The organism is Hymenobacter setariae (assembly GCF_007713685.1).
GTDB lineage: Bacteria > Bacteroidota > Bacteroidia > Cytophagales > Hymenobacteraceae > Hymenobacter > Hymenobacter setariae.
Window position 1 is genome coordinate 588,726 of record NZ_VMRJ01000003.1, and the last position, 21,585, is coordinate 610,310.

At 57.1% G+C, this 21,585-nt stretch carries 17 protein-coding genes; 8 read left to right on the forward strand and 9 right to left on the reverse strand.

The annotated features are described in order from the left end of the window. The first annotated feature begins 498 nt into the window (after positions 1–498). The 7 genes from FNT36_RS13570 (at position 499) to FNT36_RS13600 (ending at position 7,178) form a co-directional block, all read left to right on the forward strand. Positions 499–768 (forward strand): type B 50S ribosomal protein L31, encoded by a 270-nt coding sequence (locus FNT36_RS13570; protein ID WP_144848474.1) that lies wholly within the window; start codon positions 499–501, stop codon positions 766–768. A gap of 169 nt (positions 769–937) precedes the next feature. After that, the gene (locus tag FNT36_RS13575; protein ID WP_144848476.1) at positions 938–2,146 is read left to right on the forward strand and encodes a GlmU family protein; all 1,209 of its coding nucleotides are present in this window, start codon (positions 938–940) and stop codon (positions 2,144–2,146) included. A 182-nt stretch (positions 2,147–2,328) separates the two neighbouring features. Beyond that, positions 2,329–3,462 (forward strand): DNA polymerase III subunit, encoded by a 1,134-nt coding sequence (locus FNT36_RS13580; protein WP_144848479.1) that lies wholly within the window; start codon positions 2,329–2,331, stop codon positions 3,460–3,462. 127 nt (positions 3,463–3,589) lie between these two features. Then, a complete protein-coding gene (locus FNT36_RS13585; RefSeq protein ID WP_144848482.1) occupies positions 3,590–4,525 on the forward strand; it encodes a DUF2279 domain-containing protein in 936 nt (311 codons plus the stop codon). An 87-nt stretch (positions 4,526–4,612) separates the two neighbouring features. Further along, a complete protein-coding gene (hemC, locus tag FNT36_RS13590) occupies positions 4,613–5,554 on the forward strand; it encodes a hydroxymethylbilane synthase (protein WP_144848485.1) in 942 nt (313 codons plus the stop codon). A 56-nt stretch (positions 5,555–5,610) separates the two neighbouring features. Continuing rightward, on the forward strand, positions 5,611–6,246 hold the full coding sequence (locus FNT36_RS13595) for a peptidylprolyl isomerase (protein ID WP_144848488.1): 636 nt from the start codon (positions 5,611–5,613) through the stop codon (positions 6,244–6,246). Positions 6,247–6,275: 29 nt separating this feature from the next. Beyond that, complete coding sequence (locus FNT36_RS13600) at positions 6,276–7,178, forward strand: SDR family oxidoreductase (protein ID WP_144848491.1); 903 nt, start codon at positions 6,276–6,278, stop codon at positions 7,176–7,178. A 170-nt stretch (positions 7,179–7,348) separates the two neighbouring features. Here FNT36_RS13600 and FNT36_RS13605 read toward each other — a convergent pair whose 3' ends face one another. The 5 genes from FNT36_RS13605 to FNT36_RS13625 all read right to left on the reverse strand — a co-directional run bounded on the left by FNT36_RS13605 (position 7,349) and on the right by FNT36_RS13625 (position 11,988). Next, entirely contained in the window at positions 7,349–7,552 is a 204-nt protein-coding gene (locus FNT36_RS13605) for a hypothetical protein (protein ID WP_144848494.1), read from the reverse strand. 351 nt (positions 7,553–7,903) lie between these two features. After that, a complete protein-coding gene (locus FNT36_RS13610; RefSeq protein ID WP_144848497.1) occupies positions 7,904–8,893 on the reverse strand; it encodes an ABC transporter permease in 990 nt (329 codons plus the stop codon). Beyond that, entirely contained in the window at positions 8,890–9,966 is a 1,077-nt protein-coding gene (locus FNT36_RS13615; RefSeq protein ID WP_144848500.1) for an ABC transporter permease subunit, read from the reverse strand. The genes FNT36_RS13610 and FNT36_RS13615 overlap by 4 nt, the downstream gene beginning before the upstream one ends. Beyond that, positions 9,963–11,705: an ABC transporter substrate-binding protein gene (locus FNT36_RS13620; RefSeq protein WP_144848503.1), complete on the reverse strand. Its 1,743-nt coding sequence runs from the start codon at positions 11,703–11,705 to the stop codon at positions 9,963–9,965. Before FNT36_RS13620 ends, FNT36_RS13615 begins: the two co-directional genes overlap by 4 nt. 58 nt (positions 11,706–11,763) lie before the next feature. Beyond that, positions 11,764–11,988: a hypothetical protein gene (locus tag FNT36_RS13625; protein ID WP_144848507.1), complete on the reverse strand. Its 225-nt coding sequence runs from the start codon at positions 11,986–11,988 to the stop codon at positions 11,764–11,766. Positions 11,989–12,367: 379 nt separating this feature from the next. Between FNT36_RS13625 and FNT36_RS13630 the strand changes: the two genes are divergently transcribed. Continuing rightward, positions 12,368–13,876 (forward strand): hypothetical protein, encoded by a 1,509-nt coding sequence (locus tag FNT36_RS13630; protein WP_144848510.1) that lies wholly within the window; start codon positions 12,368–12,370, stop codon positions 13,874–13,876. 2 nt (positions 13,877–13,878) lie between these two features. On the opposite strand, the gene FNT36_RS13635 is transcribed toward FNT36_RS13630, so the two are convergent. The 4 genes from FNT36_RS13635 to FNT36_RS13650 form a co-directional block, all read right to left on the reverse strand. Next, the gene (locus FNT36_RS13635) at positions 13,879–14,475 is read right to left on the reverse strand and encodes a PKD domain-containing protein (RefSeq protein WP_144848513.1); all 597 of its coding nucleotides are present in this window, start codon (positions 14,473–14,475) and stop codon (positions 13,879–13,881) included. 81 nt (positions 14,476–14,556) lie between these two features. Continuing rightward, on the reverse strand, positions 14,557–15,324 hold the full coding sequence (locus FNT36_RS13640) for a LytR/AlgR family response regulator transcription factor (RefSeq protein WP_144848516.1): 768 nt from the start codon (positions 15,322–15,324) through the stop codon (positions 14,557–14,559). A gap of 173 nt (positions 15,325–15,497) precedes the next feature. Then, positions 15,498–19,070 carry a hybrid sensor histidine kinase/response regulator gene (locus FNT36_RS13645; RefSeq protein WP_233635897.1) on the reverse strand — a complete coding sequence of 1,191 codons (3,573 nt, stop codon included), beginning with the start codon at positions 19,068–19,070 and terminating at the stop codon, positions 15,498–15,500. A gap of 202 nt (positions 19,071–19,272) precedes the next feature. Then, positions 19,273–21,366: an OmpA family protein gene (locus tag FNT36_RS13650; protein ID WP_144848524.1), complete on the reverse strand. Its 2,094-nt coding sequence runs from the start codon at positions 21,364–21,366 to the stop codon at positions 19,273–19,275. Positions 21,367–21,585 lie beyond the last annotated feature (219 nt).

Consider the following 21,585-nt stretch of genomic DNA (forward strand, 5'->3'; position numbering starts at 1 on the left):
TAACCAAAAAAATCAGGAACAGACTGTGTGCTACTAGCAGAAGCTGGTGTTTTAAAGTCAGCTTTAGCGGCATCGTAATGTCTGAAAGTGAGAGGGCTGCTAAGTGATACCCTAGGTGCGTTCCAAGTTAAGTGTAAGCTAGCACTGCCCGGTGTAGCTGCCTTCCAAAGTAGGGCAGCGGCCAGCAGCACTCCGGCTCCACTCAAGGCAAGTGGCCCGTCTCGTCGGGGACGAAACCGCCCGCCAGAAAGCCTACGAAGTACATAGTAATAGTGCACAGGGAGGGCCAGCCGCCAAAGCGGCCGGTACTCAAATATAAGCTAAGCAGCGTTGCGGCTGGCTTCTGGCGCGGCGCTAGGGGCTTGGTGCGGTTTTGTAGCTTAGGCTGCTAGGTATCAAATCGGTGCGAAGCGTTGACTTTTCGGCGGTTAATGCGTACTTTTGCAGTCCCTTCCGCAAAACCGGCAGGGTTTAATTAGGTAAAACGGCCCTCTCGATATGAAAAAGGAAACCCATCCCGAGTACCGCCAGGTAGTTTTTCAAGACACCTCGTCGGACTTCAAATTTTTGACCCGCTCCACCATGACGTCGGCCGAGACGATTCAGTGGGAAGACGGTAACACCTATCCGGTGATTAAAATCGAAGTGAGCAGTGCTTCGCACCCCTTCTACACCGGCAAGAACATGTTCATTGACACGGCTGGCCGCGTGGAGAAATTCCGCAGCCGCTACGCCAACAAGAGCCAGAGCAGCGCCAACAAAGGCTAGTCTTTTTCTGGGCTGTTGGCTGCTGGCTACAAGCTGTTAGCTTTTTAGTAAGGGCTCCTTTCGGTTTAGCTGAAAGGAGCCCTTGTCATTTGGCCCAGCCAGTCAAGTTGTACTTTCGCGCCGCCGCCGTAGCAAGTAGCCGGCAGCTACTTGCTAATAGCTTAATACTATGCACGTTCTGTTATTTGACGACCCGGCCATTCGGCCGCATCTATTACCCTTTACGTTTACCCGGCCCGTGGCAGCACTACGCTGCGGCATTCTCACGCTAGCGGAAAAGTGGCAGCGCCACCTAGAGGTGCCGACCGTAGGCTACCTCACGCAGCCGTATCTACAGGCCAAGTTTCCGGCGGGTGAAGTAGCTGGCGCAGCGCTAGTCATCAATGGCGCCGTGTGCCCCGACGACCTGCTGGTGCGGCAGGTGCGGGCCCTAGGTCCCGGCCAGGGCCTCTACTGCGATGAAGTGCTGGTGGCCGCGCACCTCGCCGATGCCAGCCAGATAGCCGAGCTCATCCAGGATGGCCTAAACGAGCAAAAGCAAGTGGCCGAGCCCGTGACCGTTATCAGCCGGCCTTGGCACCTGTTTCTGCGCAACGGCGCTGAAATCCGGCGCGATTTTGCGCTGCTCACGCAGGGCCGTACCTCGCAGCCCGTCGGCGACGCGCACACCATCGTGTACGCGCCCCAGAATATCTTTATTGAGGAGGGGGTAAAGATTCGCGCCGCCATCCTCAACGCCGAGAATGGCCCCATCTACCTAGGCAAAAACGTGCAGGTGCACGAAGGCGCCGTCCTGAAAGGGCCGCTGGCTGTGGGCGAAGGCAGCCACGTGAACGTAGGCGCCAAACTACGCGGCGACAATACAATAGGGCCTTACTGCAAAGTAGGCGGCGAGGTAGGTAATAGCATCTTGATGGGCTACAGCAACAAGGGGCACGAAGGCTACCTCGGCAATTCAGTTATCGGCGAGTGGTGCAACCTAGGGGCCGACACCAACACCAGCAACCTCAAGAACAACTACGCCCCCGTGAAAGTGTGGAGCCACACCGCTCACCGCTTCGTGGATACCGGCCAAACCTTCTGCGGCCTGATGATGGGCGACCACAGCAAAGCTGGCATCAATACCATGTTCAACACCGGCACGGTGGTAGGGGTAGGGGCCAATATTTTTGGGGCAGGTTTCCCGCGCCAGTTCATTCCGTCCTTTAGCTGGGGCGGGCCCGCAGGGTTCGAAACATTCCGCCTCCCCAAGTTCGCGGAGGTAGCCGAGCGGGTGCTCTCGCGGCGCGGCCTAGGGTACGATGAGGCCGAAGAAGCGCTAATGGCTGAGGTGTTTCGGCAGACCGAGGGCGACCGGGTGTGGGATAAGGCCAAGTAAGCCGAAATTGAGACTCAAACGTTGCGTGTGCAGTCATACAGCTGATAAAAGGTAGTACCTCGTTCTGCTCATTGACTGGCTGCTAAGTATTACAGCACTCAAAATGCCTCCTGCGTCAGCATGACAGAATAAGAAGGCTTTATCTTTTGTCTGTCATCTAATTCAGAGCTAATATAGTTTTCGTGCAGTTTCAAGACATTCCCAATCAAGTTGCCCTCAAGGAAGTCCTGCGCCAATCGGTGCAGCGCGGGCACGTGGCGCACGCTCAGCTCTTCCGCGGCAGCGAGGGCTCGGCCGCGCTAGCGTTGGCGCTGGCCTACGCGCAGTATCTCAACTGCGAGGACCGCACCGATACCGCCGCCGACAGCTGTGGCCATTGCCCGGCGTGCCTGAAGATGGGCAAGCTTGCCCATCCAGACCTCAACTTCATTTTACCCACCACTACTACCAAATCGGTACCTAAGGATGCTACCAGCGCCAAGTTTGCGGCTGAGTGGCGCACTTTCTTGGGCGAGAATCCTTACCAGGGGTTCAACGACTGGATGCAGCACATCGGGGCCGAAAACAAACAGGGCAGCATCTCGAAAGAAGAAGCCGGCTTATTGCTCAAGCTGGTATCGCTCAAGGCTTTCGAGGCCAAGTTTAAGATTGTAATTATTTGGCTGCCCGAACTGATGCACCCCGCGGCCGCCAACGCCGTGCTCAAGCTGCTAGAGGAGCCGCCACCCGCTACTATTTTTCTGCTGGTCAGCCACGAGCCCGAGCGGCTGCTGCCCACCATTTTGAGCCGAGTGCAGCCGGTGGCAGTACGTCCTTTTTCGGAAGACGATATTGCCACCTATGTTGCTGAGCATTACCACGTGCCCGAAGTAAAAGCGCGCCAGGTAGCGCAGCTGGCCGAGGGCAACCTAGGGGCCGCTATTGCCAGCCGTGAGAAAAGCGCCGACCACGACTATGCCGACTTCTTTATCAAGTGGATGCGCAAGTGCTACGGGTCGAAAATGACCGAAGTAATGGCGCTGGCTGATGAATTTCAGAAGATGGGCCGCGAAAACCAGAAAGAGCAGCTCAGCTTCTCGCTTGGGCTGCTGCGTCGGGTGCTGCTCTTCGGCCTCGACCCGCAGCTGGTGCCCCACTTAGCCAGCGGCGAGCAGCAGTTTGTGCAGGGGTTCAGCAAGTTTGTGACGCCGCGCAACGCTGACCAGCTCACCGAAGAGCTCAACACCGCCCACTACCACATCGAGCGCAATGCTAACCCGCGCATGGTATTCGTGGATGCGTCGCTCCGCATGGGCCAGCAACTGCGCCGGGCATAAGCTGTACTATGACCCTAGCGGGTCTGCCTGCAGACAGCTGAGTTGTGCCACCCAATTAACCTATGGGTGCCGCACCTAGCGGCCCACCGCCGCGCAGACTCGCAGTGTCCACGGTACTTTTGCAGCTATGCGCCGCCCCACCTGCCTTCTGCTACTTGTCAGCCTACCCCTAGGCACCGTGCGAGCGCAGGTGGTTGGCCCCGACCCTAGGCCCCCCGCCGACACTGGTATTCACCAGGGCCGCTTTATTGGGGTGGTAGCGGGTACAGCGATAGTATACGCCTTGACTACCTACTTCTTAGGTAAAACCTGGTACACCAAGCGAGTGCCTTTCCACAGCTTCAACGACAATGGCGAGTGGCTGCAAATGGACAAAATAGGCCACGCTACTACAAGCTACGCCATCAGCCGCGGCGAGTATGAGCTGTTTCGCTGGAGCGGGGTCAACGAGCGAGCGGCAGTGCTTACGGGCGGGCTCATCGCACTGCTCTATCAAACTACGATTGAGGTATTTGATGGGCGTTCCGAAGGATGGGGCTTTTCGAAGGGCGACATGGTGGCCAATCTCACTGGCGTGGCGCTCTTCATGGGGCAGCAGTATGGCTTTGGCGAGCAAAAAGCCAGCCTGCGCTACGGCTGGCGCCAGAGCATTTATCCCGCTTACCGGCCCAGTCTGCTAGGGCACAGCGCTGGCAACCAAATGCTAAAAGACTACAATGGCCAGCAGTACTGGCTGTCGTTCAATATGGCTTCGGTGCTGCCGGTGGGCCCGTCGTTTCCGCGCTGGCTCAACCTGGACCTAGGCTACAGCGCTAGCGGCATGACAGGCGGCCACGCCAACCCGCCCTATTTTGATGCAGCCGGCAACGAAGTAAAGTTCAAGCGTTACCGCCAGTTTTATCTCTCGCCCGATATCACCCTAGCACAGCTGCCGGGCATCCGTACCAGCGGGGCCCAGCCGCTACTAAGTGCTGGTCAATTCTTTAAAATCCCCGCGCCGTCGCTGGAATACAATCCGGTACACGGACTGCGCGTTCATTCCTTATTGTTACCCAAAGACTAACCTTTGAGCGGGGCGCCGTGTTTGGCTTTGTTCAAGCGTGTCGTTTAGCTAACTTCTGCTGCCTGGCCCGCCCGAATAGTACCTCGTATGTCCGACACTCCCATTCGCCTCGCTACCCGGGCTTCCCGCCTTGCCCTCTGGCAAACCGAGCACGTGGCCAGTCTACTCAATCAGGCCGGCCTGCCTACCGAAATCGTGCCCATGCAAACTACCGGCGACCAGGTGCTCGACCGCTCGCTGGCTAAAATCGGAGCCAAAGGCGTCTTTACCGAAGAGCTCGAAGAAAGCTTGCGCCGCGGCGACACGCACCTCGCCATTCACTCGGCTAAGGATGTGCAAAGCAGCATTCCGCCCGACCTAGAGCTACTCGCCTTTTTAGAGCGTGAGCAAGTCAACGATGTAGTTATCAGCTTCAAGGAAGATTTTGACATTGCCAAGCCGGGCATTGTGCTTGGTACCAGCAGCACGCGCCGCCGGGCACTGCTGCGCCGCTTTTACCCACAGGCTACCACGGCCGAGGCCCGCGGTAATCTCCAAACCCGCCTGCGCAAGCTCGAAGAGGGCCAGTATGATGCCCTAGTGTTGGCCTATGCTGGTGTGCATCGCATGGGCTACGATGGCCTTATTCGGCACGTGCTACCCACCGACCAGTTTGTACCGCCTGTGGGCCAGGGTAGCATCGCGGTCGAGAGCTCGCGCTTTCTTGATAGTAGCCTGAAAGAAAGAATAGTAAAGGCTCTAGACCACCCGGCCACGCACCGTTGCCTGCTCGCCGAGCGCGCCTTCTTGCGTACCATGGAAGGCGGCTGTAGCATCCCATCCTTCGCGCTCGCTACCCTCTCCGACGCGGGCGATATCACGCTGCACGGCGGCCTTATCAGCCTGAGCGGGGAGGAGTACATCGACTTCACCCAAACTGCTCCCATCGCGCAGGCCGAGGGCCTTGGTATGGCTGTGGCTGAGTATGTGCTAGGGCATGGCGGAACGGCTATCTTGGCCAGCATCCGCGAGCAGCGGGGCGACCTATAGGCTCCGCTATTAGTGCTCCTTATATATGTAGAAGGTTGAATTTGTTTGGTTTAGCTATGAATAACTACTTGCTTCGTTCCCTGCTTATTTTCTGTTGGCTGCTCAGTTTGCCTAGCTGGGCGAGTAAGCCTGCACTCAAAAGCAAGAAAGATGAGGTAGTGACAATTACGACCAGCCTAGGTGATATTCGGCTTATCCTGTTCGGCGATACGCCCTTGCACCGCGCCAACTTTCTGCGCAAAGCCAAGGCGGGCTTTTATAACGGCACGACTTTTCACCGCGTCATTCCGCAGTTTATGGTGCAAGGCGGCGACCCAAACTCGAAGGACAGCGACCCTAACAACGACGGCCAGGGCCCGGCTAACGAGCCAACAATACCGGCCGAACTGACGGCGGGCCACAAGCACGACTACGGTGCCGTGGCTGCCGCCCGGCAGGGCGACTTTGTAAATCCGCAGCGGGCCAGCAGCAGCAGCCAGTTTTACTTAGTAGAAAACCACCAAGGCACGCATTTTCTGGATGGTCAGTACACGGTATTTGGGCAGGTTATTCAGGGGCAAGAGGTTATTGACAGAATAGCTGCCTTGCCCAAGGACGGCCGCGACCGGCCACTCAGCGACCTGAAAATGACGATGAAGGTAGAGCGGCTTCGCAAAAAGAAAATCACGCAGCTGTACGGCTACGCTTATTAGTCTTGGTCGGCCTAGATCCTTCTACACCCATGAAAATTCTGATAACCGGTGCGAATGGCCTACTGGGCCAAAAGCTGGTAGCCCTACTGCGCCAGCAGTCTCAGGTGACTGTGGTGGCTACTGCCCGTGGTACCAATCGGCTGGCCGACTTATACCCCGACGTGCGCTTTGTGCCCCTCGATGTAACTGATGCTGTGCAAGTGCGCCAAGTGCTTGTGCAGGAGCAGCCCACGCACCTCATCCACACGGCTGCCATGACGCAGGTAGACGAGTGCGAGCTGAATCAAGACGCTTGCTGGACTCAAAATGTGACAGCTGTAGAGTACCTAGCCAGCACTTGCGCCGAACTAGATATTCACCTTATTCACCTCAGCACTGACTTTATTTTCAATGGATTAGTTGGGCCGCTGACCGAGGAGGCCACCCCCGACCCCATCAGCCACTATGGCGCAAGCAAGCTAGCCGCCGAGCGCATAGTGCGAGCTACACCCGGCCTGCGCTGGGCCATTGCCCGCACCGTATTGGTATATGGCACCGTGCACGGCGGAGGGCGTAGTAATATCGTACTTTGGGTGCGCGATTCGCTACGTAAAAACCAGAAAATAAAAGTGGTATCTGACCAGTGGCGTACGCCTACGCTAGCCGAAGACCTAGCCCTTGGCTGCTGGCTACTGGCCCTGCACAGCGCCCAGGGCATTTACCACCTTAGTGGGCACGAGCTATTGACCCCCTACCAAATGGCGCAGCAGGTAGCAGCCTTTTTTGAGCTAGATGCCGCCCTGCTAGAACAGGTTGATGCATCTACTTTCACGCAGCCGGCCAAGCGCCCGCCGCGCACAGGATTTATTATTGAAAAAGCTGAGCGTGAGCTAGGTTACCAGCCCCGTAGTTTTATGGAAGGCATCGCCTTGCTGGCGCAACAAAGCAAGTAGAGGCACCTAGGAAGCAAGAAAAAAACCCGTTGGCAGAGCCAACGGGTTTTTCAGCTATAAACCTTCCGCTTTTTAATAAAAGGACACGCTATACTGGACGTTGTATGCAACACTGTAATAAGGACAGCGCCAGTAAGGCTTGCTATCCTGTATATTTAATTAACTGAAAATCAGATTTGTGTAGGCCAAAAGCCCACTAGCAGCCCACCAACGAGCAGTGCTGTGCGCTGGCGCAGAGCTGCCTCACCAAGTTCGCGGGGTACTAAGCGGCCGTCGGGCGTCATGAAGTCGCGCTCGGCCGAGAGGTAGGAAAAATCCTCTACGAGCCCACTGGCTTGCGATAGCGCTTGGTTGAAGCAAAAAGTAGTACTCATGGCAACGGCAGAAATAAGGCAGTAGAACCGGTAAGCCCATAGATGGGGACTCAAATTCTAATACAATTTTAGGGCGTTGCTTAAGCTAGTTAAAGGACAAACCTGTTTTTTCTACGACATCGAAGATGCTGAATGTAGCCAGGTAAAAATTATATAAAAGAACAAAATATTTTTGGCTAGCACAGCAGTTGTTACGTGTAATAGGCAAAAAAACAATATGTTGCTATTATAGTGAGTTGTGTTTGATGCAATTTGATAACAGCCCTATTTGACGAAAAAGAATAAAAACGCGACATCAAGCGAGCTCAAAGGCTTGCGTTTTCTCCCTCAAACAGCACATAAAATATGGGCTTACCTGCGTTTTCCTAGCTGCTGCGCTAACTGTTGTAAGGCCAGCAGTGTCAAAACCAAAGTGCCACCTGCACTGGCCAGTATCCACCAAGCGCTCGGTTCCTGTTGCAGCGCACCGAGCAAATTTCCCCAGCTAGGTACATCGGGGGGCCGCCCGACTCCTAGAAAGGCCAGCGTACTCTCTAAGCCGATGAGGCCGGCTAGGCTGAGCGGCGCGGTAGCCAGCAGCGGTCGGCACGCGTGCGGTAGTGCGTGCCGGTACCACACGCGCGTAGGGGCTAGGCCCGCCGCCCGTGCCGCATCTACAAAGGATAGCTCACGCACGCGTAGCATTTGAGCACGCACTTGGCTGGCTGGCTCGGGCCAGGCCACCAGCACCAGCAGCACTACTAGCTGCACAGTACCTAGGGCGGGGCCGGCCGCAAAGACCAACACCAGCACGAGGCGGGGTACGGCACCTAGCAGCGTGAGTGCACTTTGAAACAGACTGTCGAGGGGTAACGGCCAACCACTTGGCTTAGCAGCGTGCGAGCGCTGGTACCACCAGGCAAGCCCTGCTAAGCCTACCAGTGCTAGCGAACACGGTCCCCGGCCAGGCAGTGCCAAGGCCCACCAGCCCGCAGCTGCCCCAGCAAGCCAGCCGGCCCACGACACGCGCAGGCCTTTATTGCCCCAGAAGCCTGCTGCCCCCCCAGTCAGTGCCCCAACTATTGTTGCTAATAAAGTTGCAGGTAGGCTGACACTAACTACTTGCCAAGCTCCATAAAGCAATTCGGTGAGCACATCGCGGCCTTGTAGGTCGGTGCCCAGCCAGTGCGTAGGGCTGCTGGCCCACAAGGGTGCTTCGGCTATGTGTTGCAAGTCGGGCACAGCGGGCGGAAACACTAATGGTAGCCATGGAGCCAGTAGGCCTCCACCTAACACCAGTAAGAGCCAGCTCACCCCAAACCAAAAACCAGTGGCGCGAGCACGAAAAACGGGCTGGCTCATGACAGCAGGCGAATGCGCGGGTCGGCCCAGGCGTACAGCGCATCAGCTAAGGCCAATGCGAGCAGCCGGGCCAACGCTGTGAGTAATACACCAGCTACTACCACTGGGTAGTCGTGCATCGCTACAGCTTCGGCCAACAGGCGACCAGTACCAGGTACAGAAAAAATCTTTTCTACAACTACAGCCCCCGCTACTAGGGTTGGCAGCAGGCCCGCAAAAGCGGTCAGCAGCGGTAAGATGGCGTTGGGCAAGGCATGTTTCTGCAGCAGTTGGCGGTTGCTCAGTCCCTTGGCGCGAGCCGTGGTGGCATAATCACTGCCTAGCTCGTGGCGAAGAGTGTGTGCCAGTAGCAGCGCTAGCTCAGGCAATACGGCCAGCACTAGCGCTAGCACGGGTAGCACCAGCCGCAGGGCTTGTTGGTCCCACAACTCGTCGGTATCAGCCGAGCCCGCGTAGGCCGGCAAGATGTTGAGCATGTCAGGATTGGCGAGGGTAAACAACAGGCCCAGGGCTAATGCAAAAAGTGGTAGCGCTTGCAGCCCCGTCAGCAGTGTATGTAGTCCTGCTCGCCAGCCAGAAAGCGCCGGCGCTGAAGGCCCGCCTGCTAGTGTTAACCCCAGCAGCAATGCTCCAGCGATGGCGCCTAGGGTGGCTAGCCCCGTGAGGGGTAGCGTGTAGGCTAAGGCAGCGCGCCAGCGCGGCCCGATGGGCTGACCGTCGCGAAAGGAAAGCCCTAGCTGACCATGTAATAGCCCCACAAGCCACTGGTGGTATTGGTTGTGCAAACCATGCCAGTGCCACTTTACTACCCCCACTTGCTGGGTGCGCGTGACGTAAAAAAGAGGTGCTTCTAAGCCGAGGCGCTGTTTGATGGCTTGGCGAGCTTGGCGCTGAGTAGCGTCTGTATCGGTTCGCAACGCCGTGCTATTGAGACTATCTACTTCGCTTAGTAATAAGTCAGTAGCTTTGGCAGAGTCAAGGCGGCTTAGTAGAAACACTAGCGAGGCAATAGCCCAGGCGGCCAGGGCAGCTCGCCCCACTTGCGCCACTAGCCAGCGCCCTAGGAGTGTCATTGCTGCGCCAGTGCGGGTGCTGCGTTAGCAGCCCACGTTATGGTTGGCGCACTATAACCAGGCCTGAGTGCCGACGGATACAAGTTTTGTAAGCGCCGGTCGGCTACCAAGCGGTAAGACAAGAAAAAGAGAGGCACAAGTGGTGCCTGCTGCTGTAGCATTACTTGGAAGCGATACAGCAACTGGCGCTTTTGGACCGGCGTTTCGGCAGTGGCCACTGCTTCGATGAGCCGGTCGGTAGCTGGCGTCCCAAATTTGGTGAAGTTCCCTTCCTTAGCGTTACGCGAATGCAGCATGGCCGCATAGTCAAACGCAAAAGGATTCCCCTTTTGGATGCGTATATACATGTCAAAGTTACCCTCGCGGAGGGCAGTCGTCAGCAACGAACTTTCAGTAGGCCGCAACTCTACAGGGATATTGAGCAGCGCAGCCGCCGCCTTAAACTGCAGGGCAATGGTTTGGAAGGTCGGCTCGTCGGTGCGGTAGCGTAGCATCAGGGCTAGGCGTTCGGCCTGGCTGCCCACAGCTGAGCGCGTCCAGCCAGTGGCTTGCTGCGTCCAGCCTGCGCGTTGCAACAGGGTTTGGGCTTGCGGCAAATTATAGGCGGGCAGCGGCAGATTACTAGCGTAATAGCGACGGTCGCCGGGGTGCACCAAGCCCACCGTGCGCTGGCCCTGGCCTAGCTGCGTAGCTTGTAGCAAGCGGGCGGGGGCAAACAGCTTGCTCAAGGCTTGGCGCGTAAGCGAGTCGCGCAGCAGGGGGCGGCGCGTATTGAAGCCAGCGGTTACAACCTCGTAAGAAACAGTAGAGTAGAATGCGAAGCTTTGCCGAGCAGCCGAGGACTCCTGCAAGCGCTTAAAATCGCGTGCTGATACCTGAGGCAGCACATCTAGCTCGTGGCGCCGTAGCGCTAGGGCGGCCGTCGCATCATCCGCAATGATACGGAAGTGCAGCTTGGCTGGCTTAGCCTGTAGCACAAATGGTGCTGGGCGCAAGTTATCGGCCCACCAGTGCGTCTTGCGCTCGAAGGTCAGGTATTGATTGGTTTTCCACTTGGCCAGCTTATAAGGCCCGCAGCCAGGCAGCCGCTTAGGGTTCCTGCCTAGGTCGGCTTGCTGGTAGCGAGTTACTAAGGCAGCTAATGTGGGCTCAGTAGCATTAGCTGTGGCCACGCTCGCCACCGAAAACTTGCGCAGGCTATGTGTAGGGTCCAGGGCGTCTTCTGGTACGATGGCAAAATCACCAGACTCAAAGCTAAATTCCGGCGCTTGCCCACGGCACACTAGTGTAAAACGACGTGGGTTGGTGGGGTCAAGCTTGATGTCGCGAATGAACCCAAGTGGAGCCCGAGCCTTTTCATTGGGCAAGCCAGGGCAAAAAATTAGCTTCAGCGTGAAGGCTACATCGGTAGCTAGCACTGGGCGGCCATTGTCCCAGCTTGCGGCGCGGCGCAGCTGGTACTGCAAGTGCGTAAGCGAGTCACCTAGCAGGCGAGTTCGGGGCAAAGAGTCAGCTAATGCTGGCGAATAAGTCCCCGTTGACAAGTCGACTTGTAGCAAGCTGCAGTGGAGCAATGTGGCGGCGTCAACTGCATTTTGGTTAGGCTGGGCTAGTGGTGACAAATTCTCTGGGTCGCGATTCCAGCGAATATTCACCGTGGTACCTGCTTGTTGCTTAGCTGGTAAGGAGCATGAACTACTACCAAGTACTAGTACCCAACTAAACCAAAGATATTTCATTTAACTGCGCGGTGAAATAGCAACACCAGCAAGTTAAGAAACTATCGGCTAACGACGCTTAGTCGTTCTCCCAGCCGCTGCCGCCGATTTTGCTCGAGGTAGCATCATTTTCCCAGCCGCTGCCGCCGATTTTGCTCGAAGTGGCATCATTTTCCCAGCCGCTACCGCCAATTTGGGTCGAAGTAGCGTCGTTCTCCCAGCCGCTGCCGCCGATTTTAGTAGCAGGTGCATCGCCAGTGAGGGTAGCGAACTGAATCAGGGCGATGATAAAGAGGTCAAACATGGTAGAGATGTTAAGAGGGTTGTGAAATTGTTGCGGTGATTAACTGTGACAAAATTCCGCTACCCAGGAGCCTCCTTAAAGGACAGTCTTACAGAAAACAAGACAATGTTTTAAATAAGATTTTTTATAACTCATTATAGGCAGTGCCGCAAATGTAGATGATGCACTGCAATAAAAGCGCTACAGTTGAACCCATTTTTTGCAAAAAAAAGTGGAAATTGTGACATCGCTTCGAGGAAGAAATCACACTTTTCCATATTACAAAATTCCTGTTTGGGTCTAAAGTCAGCAAGGACATTTTACTTCTTTTTTTGCGTGCTACTTTTAGGGTAATTATGAACGCGATACTGCGCTATTAGCCTATTAACACGCTTTTCCTATGAAGGAAATCGCAAATCTGGCCCGAATTGTGACATTGCGCCGCCTCAAAAATGAGCCCTTGCTCGATTTGAATGGGAAGCAGCCAGGCAAAGAAGTACAACTGGCTACGTTGCTAGCGGCAGACGTAAATGTAACAGCCCTAGGCCTCGTTAAGCAACTGTATGGCAAGCACACAAGCGCTAACCAAACAGCCTTTCTGCGACTACGCGTCAGGGTGCAGGACAAGCTGCTGAATCATCTTTTCTTTCTCGACCACTCTGACACGCGACTTTTCGTTGCTCGTCGCTACGAGTTAGAATGCCTTGACTTGCTGCACAAAGTAACTATCCTGTACCTAGAAGGAGAGTACGTACTCAGCGAGCGCCTGCTGAGGCGCTGCTTGCGGGCGGCCGAAAAAGGCGAGTTTATTAACTATGCTGAGCAGGCTTGCCACCGATTATGCACGCTATATGCTGGGCAGCGGCAGCAGCATAAATACACGGCTGCCACCAAAAAACTGCACAAGCTGCGTCAAATTCTGGCTTACGAACACGAGTCGGAGGAGCTAGCTACGCAAATCAGCCTCACCATGCGGCGGCCTGTAGCAGTGCGGCAGGCACTACTGCCTAAGATGGCGGCGCACCTAGAAAAAGCGCAGCTGCTGCATCAGAAAGCTAAAACTTTCACCACTTTTCTAACGCTCTACCGACTGCGCTTGGTGCAGGCTGGGCTCGCGGGTGACTATAACGAAATAATACGTTCGACTACGGCTGCCACACAGATGCTGCGTAAGGGTAAGCTTAATGAGCGTCGCTTTGACCAGCGGTTTAATCAGTTTATGAGCGTGTACGCGCACTTACGGGGGCGCCAGTACACGGCAGGGCTGAAGCTTGCTGAAGAGTACGCCGCCAATTTGCACCCTACCTCCAACAACTGGTTTTACTATTACGAGCACTACATTTTACTTGCGTTGCACGCTGGCGAATACGACAAAGCATTGCTGCTGCTACATACCGTGCATAAAAACCCTTCGCTCTCAAAGCAGCGCCCAGCAGCGCAAGAGCGGTGGGGTTTGCTACAAGCCTATGTAGAGTTTGTGCAGCCGCCCGATAAAATACCCCTGCGTCGCCGCAACCAACTAGCCATATTTGCCGCGCTAACCGTGCCTGAATACGCCCGCGATAAGCGTGGCTATAATGTGGCCATTCTTGTTTTTCAGCTGCTTCACTACTTGCGGCAGCGGTCGCTAGAGCCAGTACTGACGCGCCTCGAGCGCCTGCGCAAATACCAGCAGCGCCACCTGCGCGATGCAGCCACCTTACGTAGCCGGCTGCTGCTGCGCTTGTTGCTGCTGCTGCCTGAGGGCGAGTTTGACCCCACTGCACTGGCGAAGCGGGGGCAAAACCTACTAGCGCAGCTAAGCCAAGCCCCAATGGTGGGCGAGGCCGATGCCGAAATTGAAATCATTCCCTACGAGCAAGTGTGGACGCTCGTCTTGGATATTCTGCGTAGTGGAGCGCCGGAATGACCCTAGGGTACCACTACTACTTCGCGAGTGGCACAGTGGCTATCGGCACAATCGCCGGGGCCATAGCCGCGCAGGCTCAGGCGCACCGCGTAGCGGCCCGCCCGGCGAAAAGTATGCTCTATGCGATGGCCCTGCTGGGTGGTGCCATCGCGAAAATCCCAGATATAAGCAATGTTCTGGCACGTGGGTAGGCCCGAGTCTAAGGCATCAAAGGCAATAGCCTGACCCACGTGCACGGTGGTAGCCGGGAAGCTAAAGTTGATAACGGGCTGCGTTACTAGGTCCACCTCAAAGGTCTTTTCGGCCCGGCGCACTTCGCCCGTCGCGGAGACCTCGACATCAAGCACTACTTGGTAGCGGGCCCGCCGCTTGTAGCAATGGTTGATAGTGAAACCGCTGAGCGTGGTGCTGTCGCCCATGTGCCAGCGGTATACTAGATTGCCCGCGGCGGCATCAACAGAGCGGCTCGCGTCAAAATCGACGCATAGCTGTGGCAGTAAGGGCGGGCCACAGTCGGCAGCGGCCGACTGGGCGTGGGCCGCATGCCAAGTGCTGGCCCCAAGAGCCGCGGCACACACCAAAACACGAAAAAAACGCATATATAGGATAAAAATAGCCGCCCTACTGTGGCCCTAACCCGGCTAGCGAGCAGGCAAATAAAGCCGTTAGGATAAGTATGCTTAGAGGCGATTGAGCCGCTGCAAGACGTTGCGCAAGTAGGTCTGGCCCACAGGGATATATTTGTCTCTGACTAGCAGAGAGTTGTCTTCCAGCGCTTGGATGCAGTTAATATTCGCAATAAAGGAGCGATGGACGCGCAGGAATTGCGAGGGAGGAAACTTCTCTTCAATGGCCCGCATCGTGCTGTACACTATCAACTTGCTTTGGGTCGTGACGATGTGTACGTAGTCACCTAGGGCCTCTACGTATTGCACCTCTCGAAAATCAACCCGCACTAGTTTGGTATCCATTTTCACAAACGTGAAGTCGGGTTCCGTTGTCGAAGTAGGCGTGGGGCTCAGCGTATCAGGCTCAGCCGTCCGCTCGGCCGTGATATTTTCAAGAACTTTCTGAGCAGCTTGCAAAAAGCGCGGATAGGACAATGGCTTGAGCAGATAGTCAGCAACCGCGAATTCGAACGCTTGTACCGCGTAGTGGTCGCTACTGGTGATGAGTACGACCTGTGGTAGCTCAGCTTGCAGGCGCAGTAGGTCGAGTCCTGACATCAAGGGCATCTCAATGTCTAAGAAAAGCACATCTATAGGTTCGGCTTGAGTGCGCAGTACCTCAGCGGCTTCCATGCCACTGCTGCACGAGCCAACGGCTTGCAGAAAGGGGGTGTTGGCAATGCAGTTCAGCACTATTTGTACCGACAAAGGGTCATCGTCCACTACTAAACAGCGCAGGGGAGGAAGGATGGGAGCAGGCTCTGGTAGCGTAGTAGGCATAGTAATACGGATGGTTTATAAAGGCTGTTAAGTAGAGGCGAAAAATTGTATAAATTTAATGTGTGTTGCTATGTGTTAGCTACAAAAAGCGTAATCTTTTACGAAGTAAAAGTGAAGTTATGGTGTAGACGGTAAGTAGCTCCTGATTAAGAGCACCTAGTGGGCTGCATAGGCTAAGCGCGTTCTTCTAGGTGCGGATAAAGCTGCCCTAGCTGCTGCCGAATGGCGAGGAGCAATGGCTCGCAGTGCTGGCAATCGGCGCGGCGGGCACTGCGCTCTAGCTCATCTAGCTGAGTATGAAGCACCGGCACCCCGAAATAAGCTACTTGGCCCTTGAGCTTATGCGCTACCTGCGCGAGCTTATCGGCATCGTGGGGAAAAGCCGCGGTTAGGACCTCTTCTAAAGAGGGTGCTTCGCTCAAAAAAGTATTGACAATCTGCTTAATAAAAGCCTCGTTGCCACAGGCCAGTTCTTCGAGTAGCTGCCAATCGGGGCGCAGTATAGGAAGGGGGACAGCTGCAGGTTCGCCTAAGTTGGATTGCGTTGCTACCGCATCGGTAGAGGCTGTGGGCTGCCGGCCAGTGAAGTAGGCCAACCGTGCATGTAGCAAGGCAGGGTCGAAGGGCTTGGCGAGCGTATCGTTCATACCAGCGGATAGGGCCAGGCCACGGTCTTCGGGCAGCACCGAGGCTGTGAGACCAATAATGGGCAGGCGCCGCTCGTCGGGGAAAAACTCGCGCAGGGCCCGGGTGGCTGCGTAGCCATCGAGTTCAGGCATCTGCACATCCATCAGCACGGCGTCGAAGGGTTCGGCGGCTTGGGTGGCTTGCTCTACAGCCAGGCGCCCATTGGCGGCAATGACGACGTGCACGTTCCAGTTTTCCAGAGTTTTGCGCGCTACCAATTGGTTTAGCTCGTTGTCTTCGGCCACCAACACGCGCAGCATGGGCTCGAAGGCCGGTAGCGGACCCGTGTGCACCTCGGGCTGCGCCAGCGTGGCATCGGCGATGGGGTAGGTGAGCTCAAAAAAGAATTCTGAGCCTACGCCTTCGGTGCTACGCACGCTTAGCTGGCCACCATGCAACTGCACTAGATTGCGGGCGATGCTCAAGCCCAGGCCTGTGCCCCCAAACTCGCGAGTAGTGCTAGCGTTAGCCTGCGAAAAGTCTTCGAAGATGGCGTTGAGCTTCGTGGCGGCGATACCAATGCCAGTGTCTTGCACCGCAAAGCGCAGCGCCACGTGTGAGGCATCGGGGGCGGGGGGCACTGCAAGATTGACTTGCACTGACACGCTGCCCTGGCGTGTAAACTTTAGCGCGTTACTGACTAGGTTTATCAGTACTTGCTGCAGGCGGGTAGGGTCGCCGAGTACAGCGGCGGGTACTTCGGGCGCTACCTCTATCGTTAGCTGTAAGCCTTTGCTATCGGCCGCGTAGCGAAACATAGTGCTGAGGCGGCGTACCGCATCGGGTAGGCGGAAGGGAATCTGCTCCAGCGTCAGCTTGCCGGCCTCCATTTTAGAGGAGTCCAGAATATCATTAAGAATGACCAGCAAGTTCTGTGACGAGGAGCCGATGGCCGTGAGATACTCAGCTTGCTCGCGGGTAGGCTGCGTATTTTGAAGCAGGTTGGTGAGGCCAATAACGGCGTTCATTGGGGTGCGAATTTCGTGGCTCATATTGGCCAGAAATTGGGCTTTAGCCCGGCGCGAGGCCTCGGCCGCATCGCGGGCCACGAGTAGCTCCCCGTTCATTTGCTCGATGTGCGCGTTTTTTTGGCGAAGCTCGCTGGTGCGCTGGCGTACCGTGCGCTCGAGGTGGGCGCGCTGGTGGCGCAGCAGGCGCTCGCGGCCCCGCACCACTAGCACAGCCCCGCTCAGCACGGCCAGCGCCCCTAGGGCCAGTACCCAGGGCTGCTGCCACCACGGCGTGGCGATGCTAAAAGGAGTGCTAACCACCGGGCTCCAGGCAGTGGCGGCTGGGCTGGCGTAGCGAGCTCGCACCTCGAGTAAGTAGCTACCTGCGCCCAAGCCTACAAATTGGGCCTCGCCTGCTGGGCTAGGGCGGCTCCAATCGGTAGAAAGACCGTGTAACCGGTATTGGTAGAGCAATGGGGCATCACCTGCCGCTAAGCTCAGACCTTGAAAAGTGAAGCTGACGCGGTGCTGCTGCGCCGAAAGCTCGCCGATAGCGGTGGGCAAACGGCTTTCACCGTCTACTTCGGCGCCGGTGAGGGCCAAGCTAGGTGAGGCTGCCGTGCGCGCAAACCAGGCTAGCAGCGCCTGCACATCTAGGCGGAGTAGTCCGGCTTGGGTGGCTACCCAGGCAGTAGGCTGGCGCCCATTTAACACTGCTGCAGCAGGCAGGAAATTGCGGGCTAAAAGGCGAATGGAGCGCCCCGTGCGCCGCCGGGTATCAAGCAAGGTGAGTGCTTGCGGGTGCACCAGCAGCAAGTACTCACCTAGGGGCGCCATAGCTAGGGTATAATCGTCGAATGAGCCAGCAGGCCCCGTTCCTGAATTAGAGAACCGACTAGCGCCTGCAGGTAGGTAGTAAAGCCCCTGACCCTCGGTGCCCACCCAAATGGTGCCTAGGTTGTCTTCGCTCAGGGTATTGACTGCCAAGCCACTGGCGTGCACTCGGTAATGCCGAAAGCGGCGGCTCCTCGGTTCCCAAGCCGAGAGGCCAGTGCCGTGCGTACCTATCCACACACGGCCGGTGCGGTCGGCTAGTAGCGCGTAAATCTGATTGTGCAGCAGGCCGTTGGCTGTCGTGAAATGCACGGCGGGTAGCGAAGCCACCCCACTGCTCGACAGCGGCAGGTAATAGATGCCATCGGCCACGGTGCCCACCCATAGCCCCGACCCTGGCGCGTATGCCAGGGCCGCTACTGCTAGTCCCGGTGGCAAGCCCAGCACTCGGGCAGCTGGGGCGCCGGGTTTAGCGGCCGTCCACACGCCCCCTTGTTCCCGGCCTTCCCACACGCCCCCTCCTAGAGCGGCCGGCCGGGGCAAAAAGGTGCGTACTGGTGCTGCTAGCAGGCCACTACTGCCGGCGCTGGCCAGCGTATGCACAGGGTTATCAAGCAGGAAAAAGCGCGAGCCTGCCGCTCCCCAAATAGCCGTAGCCGCGCCGGCCAGGAGCGCTGGTGCTAGCGTAGTGCCCGCCGCAGCATAGTTAGTAGGCAGCGGTACTAGGGTCACGAACCGGTCGCTATGCCGCCACAGGCCCTGGCCGGAGGTGCCCAGCCAGGCATTGCCATCCCGGTCTTCGAGCAGGCAGCTCGGGGTGACATCGGCGGGCAGCGGCAGCGGGTAGCGGCGCAGATAGGCACGCAGGCGTGCCGTGTCGGGCGCCGGGGGGCCGGGGGCTGGTGGGCGCCAGCCCTGGGGCAGGGCTACCGTAGCCGCTACGGCTTGGAAATTGGCACCCGGAGTGGCACGTAGCGAGCGCCCTCCCTCGCGATGCGCCACCCACAAGCGGCCAGTACTAGGCTCTTCCCATAGGCCGGTTACGAAGTCTTCGGCAAGGCCATCGTGGGTGGTGAGCGTGACAAAGCGAGCGCCATCATACCGCACTAAGCCCTCGGCGGTACCTAGCCACAGGTAGCCTTGCCGGTCTTGTAAGAGGCAGTAAATAAACGTCTGGCTAAGGCCATCGGCGGGCCCAAACTGGCGCACGAATGCGTGGGGCGCCGGCAGCGGCGTGGCACGCGCGGGCCCGCCCAGCACAAGCAGGCAGAACACCGCCGCCAACCAGCGAAGACGGGTAGTAAGTACAACAACTACAGAACAAACGCGCACGAGCCAGGCGCTGGCCTATTGCCAGCCATCTTATCTAGGTCTGCAAATTAGCCAAGTGCTCTGAGGAAGAGCTAGTGAGCAAGCCCAGTGGGTGGGTTTGCTCGTTCAGTGCAGTCTATTTGTTGCTGAGCATTACTAGTTCCGCCTAATTAGCGGCCGTAGCTACTACTCGAAAAGCAGTGGGCCCACTCGTCGGCTGCGGTGTGCTGGCCACCGATGCCACCGGCTGCCCGAGGGCCGCCGTGCTGAGGCGTGCGCGCGCAATGCCGTGGCTGGTTAAGTAAGCCAAGATGGCTTCGGCGCGCTGCTGGCGCAGGTCTGCGCTGGCGTCGGCATCACCTTGGCCACTGAGCTCTAGGCGTAGAGTCGGCTGCTCGGTCAGCAATTGCTGCAAGCGGATAAGCTCGGCGGCACTTTCGGGGCGCAAATCGGCCTGGGCTGGAGCAAAGAAAATATTGCGCAGCTCCACGATAGAGCCAAGCGTGGGCCGGTTTAGGGCTACATCCTGCTGCCGCTCGGCGTAGGGAGCATTGGCCGCCAGGTTTACATTCTCGGAGTAAAGCAAGTAGCCGGGCTGGCGCACCGCCACGCCGTAGTTCAGGCCCGATGGCAAGCTGATGAGGTAGCGACCCGTGGCCGCATTCGACTGGTAAGTGGCGATAACTTCCCCCTTCGAATTATCAATTACTTCGATAGTCGCGGCAAGCGGTTTTTTGCTCACAGCATCCGTTACCATGCCTTTCAGTACCGTCACGTGCGCCAGGGTGGCGGCCGTTAGGGCAGGCACCGCTGCGGGTTTAGCGGGAGCAGTCGGAGCCTTAGCACCTAGGGCAGCAGGCGCGCCGGGTTTAGGCTTGGTTGGGGTCTTGGCGGCTATGGCTGCCGGTGCTGGCTCGGGACCCAGGAACGTGACGCGGTAAATATCCTTACCACCTAGGCCGCCCGGCTGGTCAGAAGAGTAATAGCCATGCTGGCCTGAGGCCGACATTACGAAATAAACGTCATCGTCGGGGGTATTGATGGGCCAGCCTAGGTTTTCGGGCTCGCTCCATTGGCCCTTCGCGTTGAGGGTCGACTTAAAAATATCGTAGCCGCCCATTGAGTCATGGCCTTTGGAGGAGAAGTAAAGCGTCTTGCCATCGGGGTGCATAAAGACGCCTTCCTCGTCGTAGGGCGAGTTGATAACTGGGCCTAGGTTCTCGGCCGGCGTGCGGGCATCGAGTTCTAAGCGGTAGATGTCGCGGCCACCGCGGTTGCCCTCGGGCCGGTCGCTCACAAAATACAGATACTTGCCATCGGGCGAGTAGCAAGCCGCAGATTCATGATACTTCGTATTGAGGCGGGCGCCTAGGTTCTTGGGCTTGCTCCAGGCGTTGCCTATCAGGTCCGATTCGTAGATATCGCCCTCATTATCTTCCATGTACACCAGTAGGTGCTGCCCGTCGGCCGAAAGGCCCACGGTTGCGTCGTGGTGGGCGGTGTTGACGGGGGCGCCTAGGTTGCGGGCGGGGCTCCAGCCCGAGCCAGTCCAGTCGCTTTGGTAAATGTCTTCCAGCATGCCGTCACCTTCTGCATCGAGCTGGCCACCCGTCGAGCCTGCCCGGCGCGAGGTCAATAGCAGCACCGATTCATCGGCTGAGATGAGCGGCGCGTAGTCCGACATGGCCGAGTTGATGTTTGGGCCAACATTTTCGAGCTTCACGCGCACAGGGTGAGCCTGCATCTGCTGGCCGCGGTGGCACTCGCGCACGCAGCGGGCTAGGTCGTCGGTGGTTACGGCCACGTCATCGCTGGTGGCCTCGGCGGCCACTGGGCGCGCTTGCTCATACTCCTTAATGGCAGCTTCCCACTGCCCCCCTAGGTGCAGGGCGCGGGCTAGTAGGTAGTGTAGCCGAGGCTCGGCTTTGGCATCGAGCTGCTGGGCGCGCTGTAGGTAGGGTAGGGCTTCCTGCTTCGTAGCAGAGTGCAAGTAGCATTCACCAATCTTCGCATTGAGCAGGGCGTTCTTAGGATTGAATTTTTGCGCGCGTAGGTAGTGCGGCAGCGCGGCTCCAAACCTGGCTGGGTCGGCCCCCATTTCGTGGTCGCCTAACTCTAGCTCGCGTTGGGCGAGCTTAAGACCATCCTTATCAATGGTGAATTGCTCTTTTGTGAAAGGAATGCTCTGCGCTTGCGCCAAACTAGTACCAAGCCCTAAAAGTCCACAGGATAAGATGATGGAACGCGTAAAAATAGCCATAAAGTACGTTGGTAAAGCAGTAGAAAATCAGCTGAAAGCGGTCGCCTCAGGCTAGTAGTTGTAGCAGGATTACGGCAGTTTACTGTTCGCTACGCTTTTCTATTTATTAGGATTATAAAAAGACTTAAATAACGTATTAGCTCATTATCAGCCTAAAGATAAAGCATAAAAAATGCAAAATGACCAAGCGGAATAGCACTTGGTCATTTTGCAGGGGCG

Excerpts from the sequence above, each read along its gene's own strand:
- FNT36_RS13570 (WP_144848474.1), top strand. The coding sequence starts at position 499 with ATGAAAAAGGAAACCCATCCCGAGTACCGCCAGGTAGTTTTTCAAGAC.
- FNT36_RS13575 (WP_144848476.1), top strand. The coding sequence starts at position 938 with ATGCACGTTCTGTTATTTGACGACCCGGCCATTCGGCCGCATCTATTA.
- FNT36_RS13585 (WP_144848482.1), top strand. The coding sequence starts at position 3,590 with ATGCGCCGCCCCACCTGCCTTCTGCTACTTGTCAGCCTACCCCTAGGC.
- hemC (WP_144848485.1), top strand. The coding sequence starts at position 4,613 with ATGTCCGACACTCCCATTCGCCTCGCTACCCGGGCTTCCCGCCTTGCC.
- FNT36_RS13595 (WP_144848488.1), top strand. The coding sequence starts at position 5,611 with ATGAATAACTACTTGCTTCGTTCCCTGCTTATTTTCTGTTGGCTGCTC.
- FNT36_RS13600 (WP_144848491.1), top strand. The coding sequence starts at position 6,276 with ATGAAAATTCTGATAACCGGTGCGAATGGCCTACTGGGCCAAAAGCTG.
- FNT36_RS13605 (WP_144848494.1), bottom strand. The coding sequence starts at position 7,552 with ATGAGTACTACTTTTTGCTTCAACCAAGCGCTATCGCAAGCCAGTGGG.
- FNT36_RS13610 (WP_144848497.1), bottom strand. The coding sequence starts at position 8,893 with ATGAGCCAGCCCGTTTTTCGTGCTCGCGCCACTGGTTTTTGGTTTGGG.
- FNT36_RS13615 (WP_144848500.1), bottom strand. The coding sequence starts at position 9,966 with ATGACACTCCTAGGGCGCTGGCTAGTGGCGCAAGTGGGGCGAGCTGCC.
- FNT36_RS13620 (WP_144848503.1), bottom strand. The coding sequence starts at position 11,705 with ATGAAATATCTTTGGTTTAGTTGGGTACTAGTACTTGGTAGTAGTTCA.
- FNT36_RS13625 (WP_144848507.1), bottom strand. The coding sequence starts at position 11,988 with ATGTTTGACCTCTTTATCATCGCCCTGATTCAGTTCGCTACCCTCACT.
- FNT36_RS13630 (WP_144848510.1), top strand. The coding sequence starts at position 12,368 with ATGAAGGAAATCGCAAATCTGGCCCGAATTGTGACATTGCGCCGCCTC.
- FNT36_RS13635 (WP_144848513.1), bottom strand. The coding sequence starts at position 14,475 with ATGCGTTTTTTTCGTGTTTTGGTGTGTGCCGCGGCTCTTGGGGCCAGC.
- FNT36_RS13640 (WP_144848516.1), bottom strand. The coding sequence starts at position 15,324 with ATGCCTACTACGCTACCAGAGCCTGCTCCCATCCTTCCTCCCCTGCGC.
- FNT36_RS13650 (WP_144848524.1), bottom strand. The coding sequence starts at position 21,366 with ATGGCTATTTTTACGCGTTCCATCATCTTATCCTGTGGACTTTTAGGG.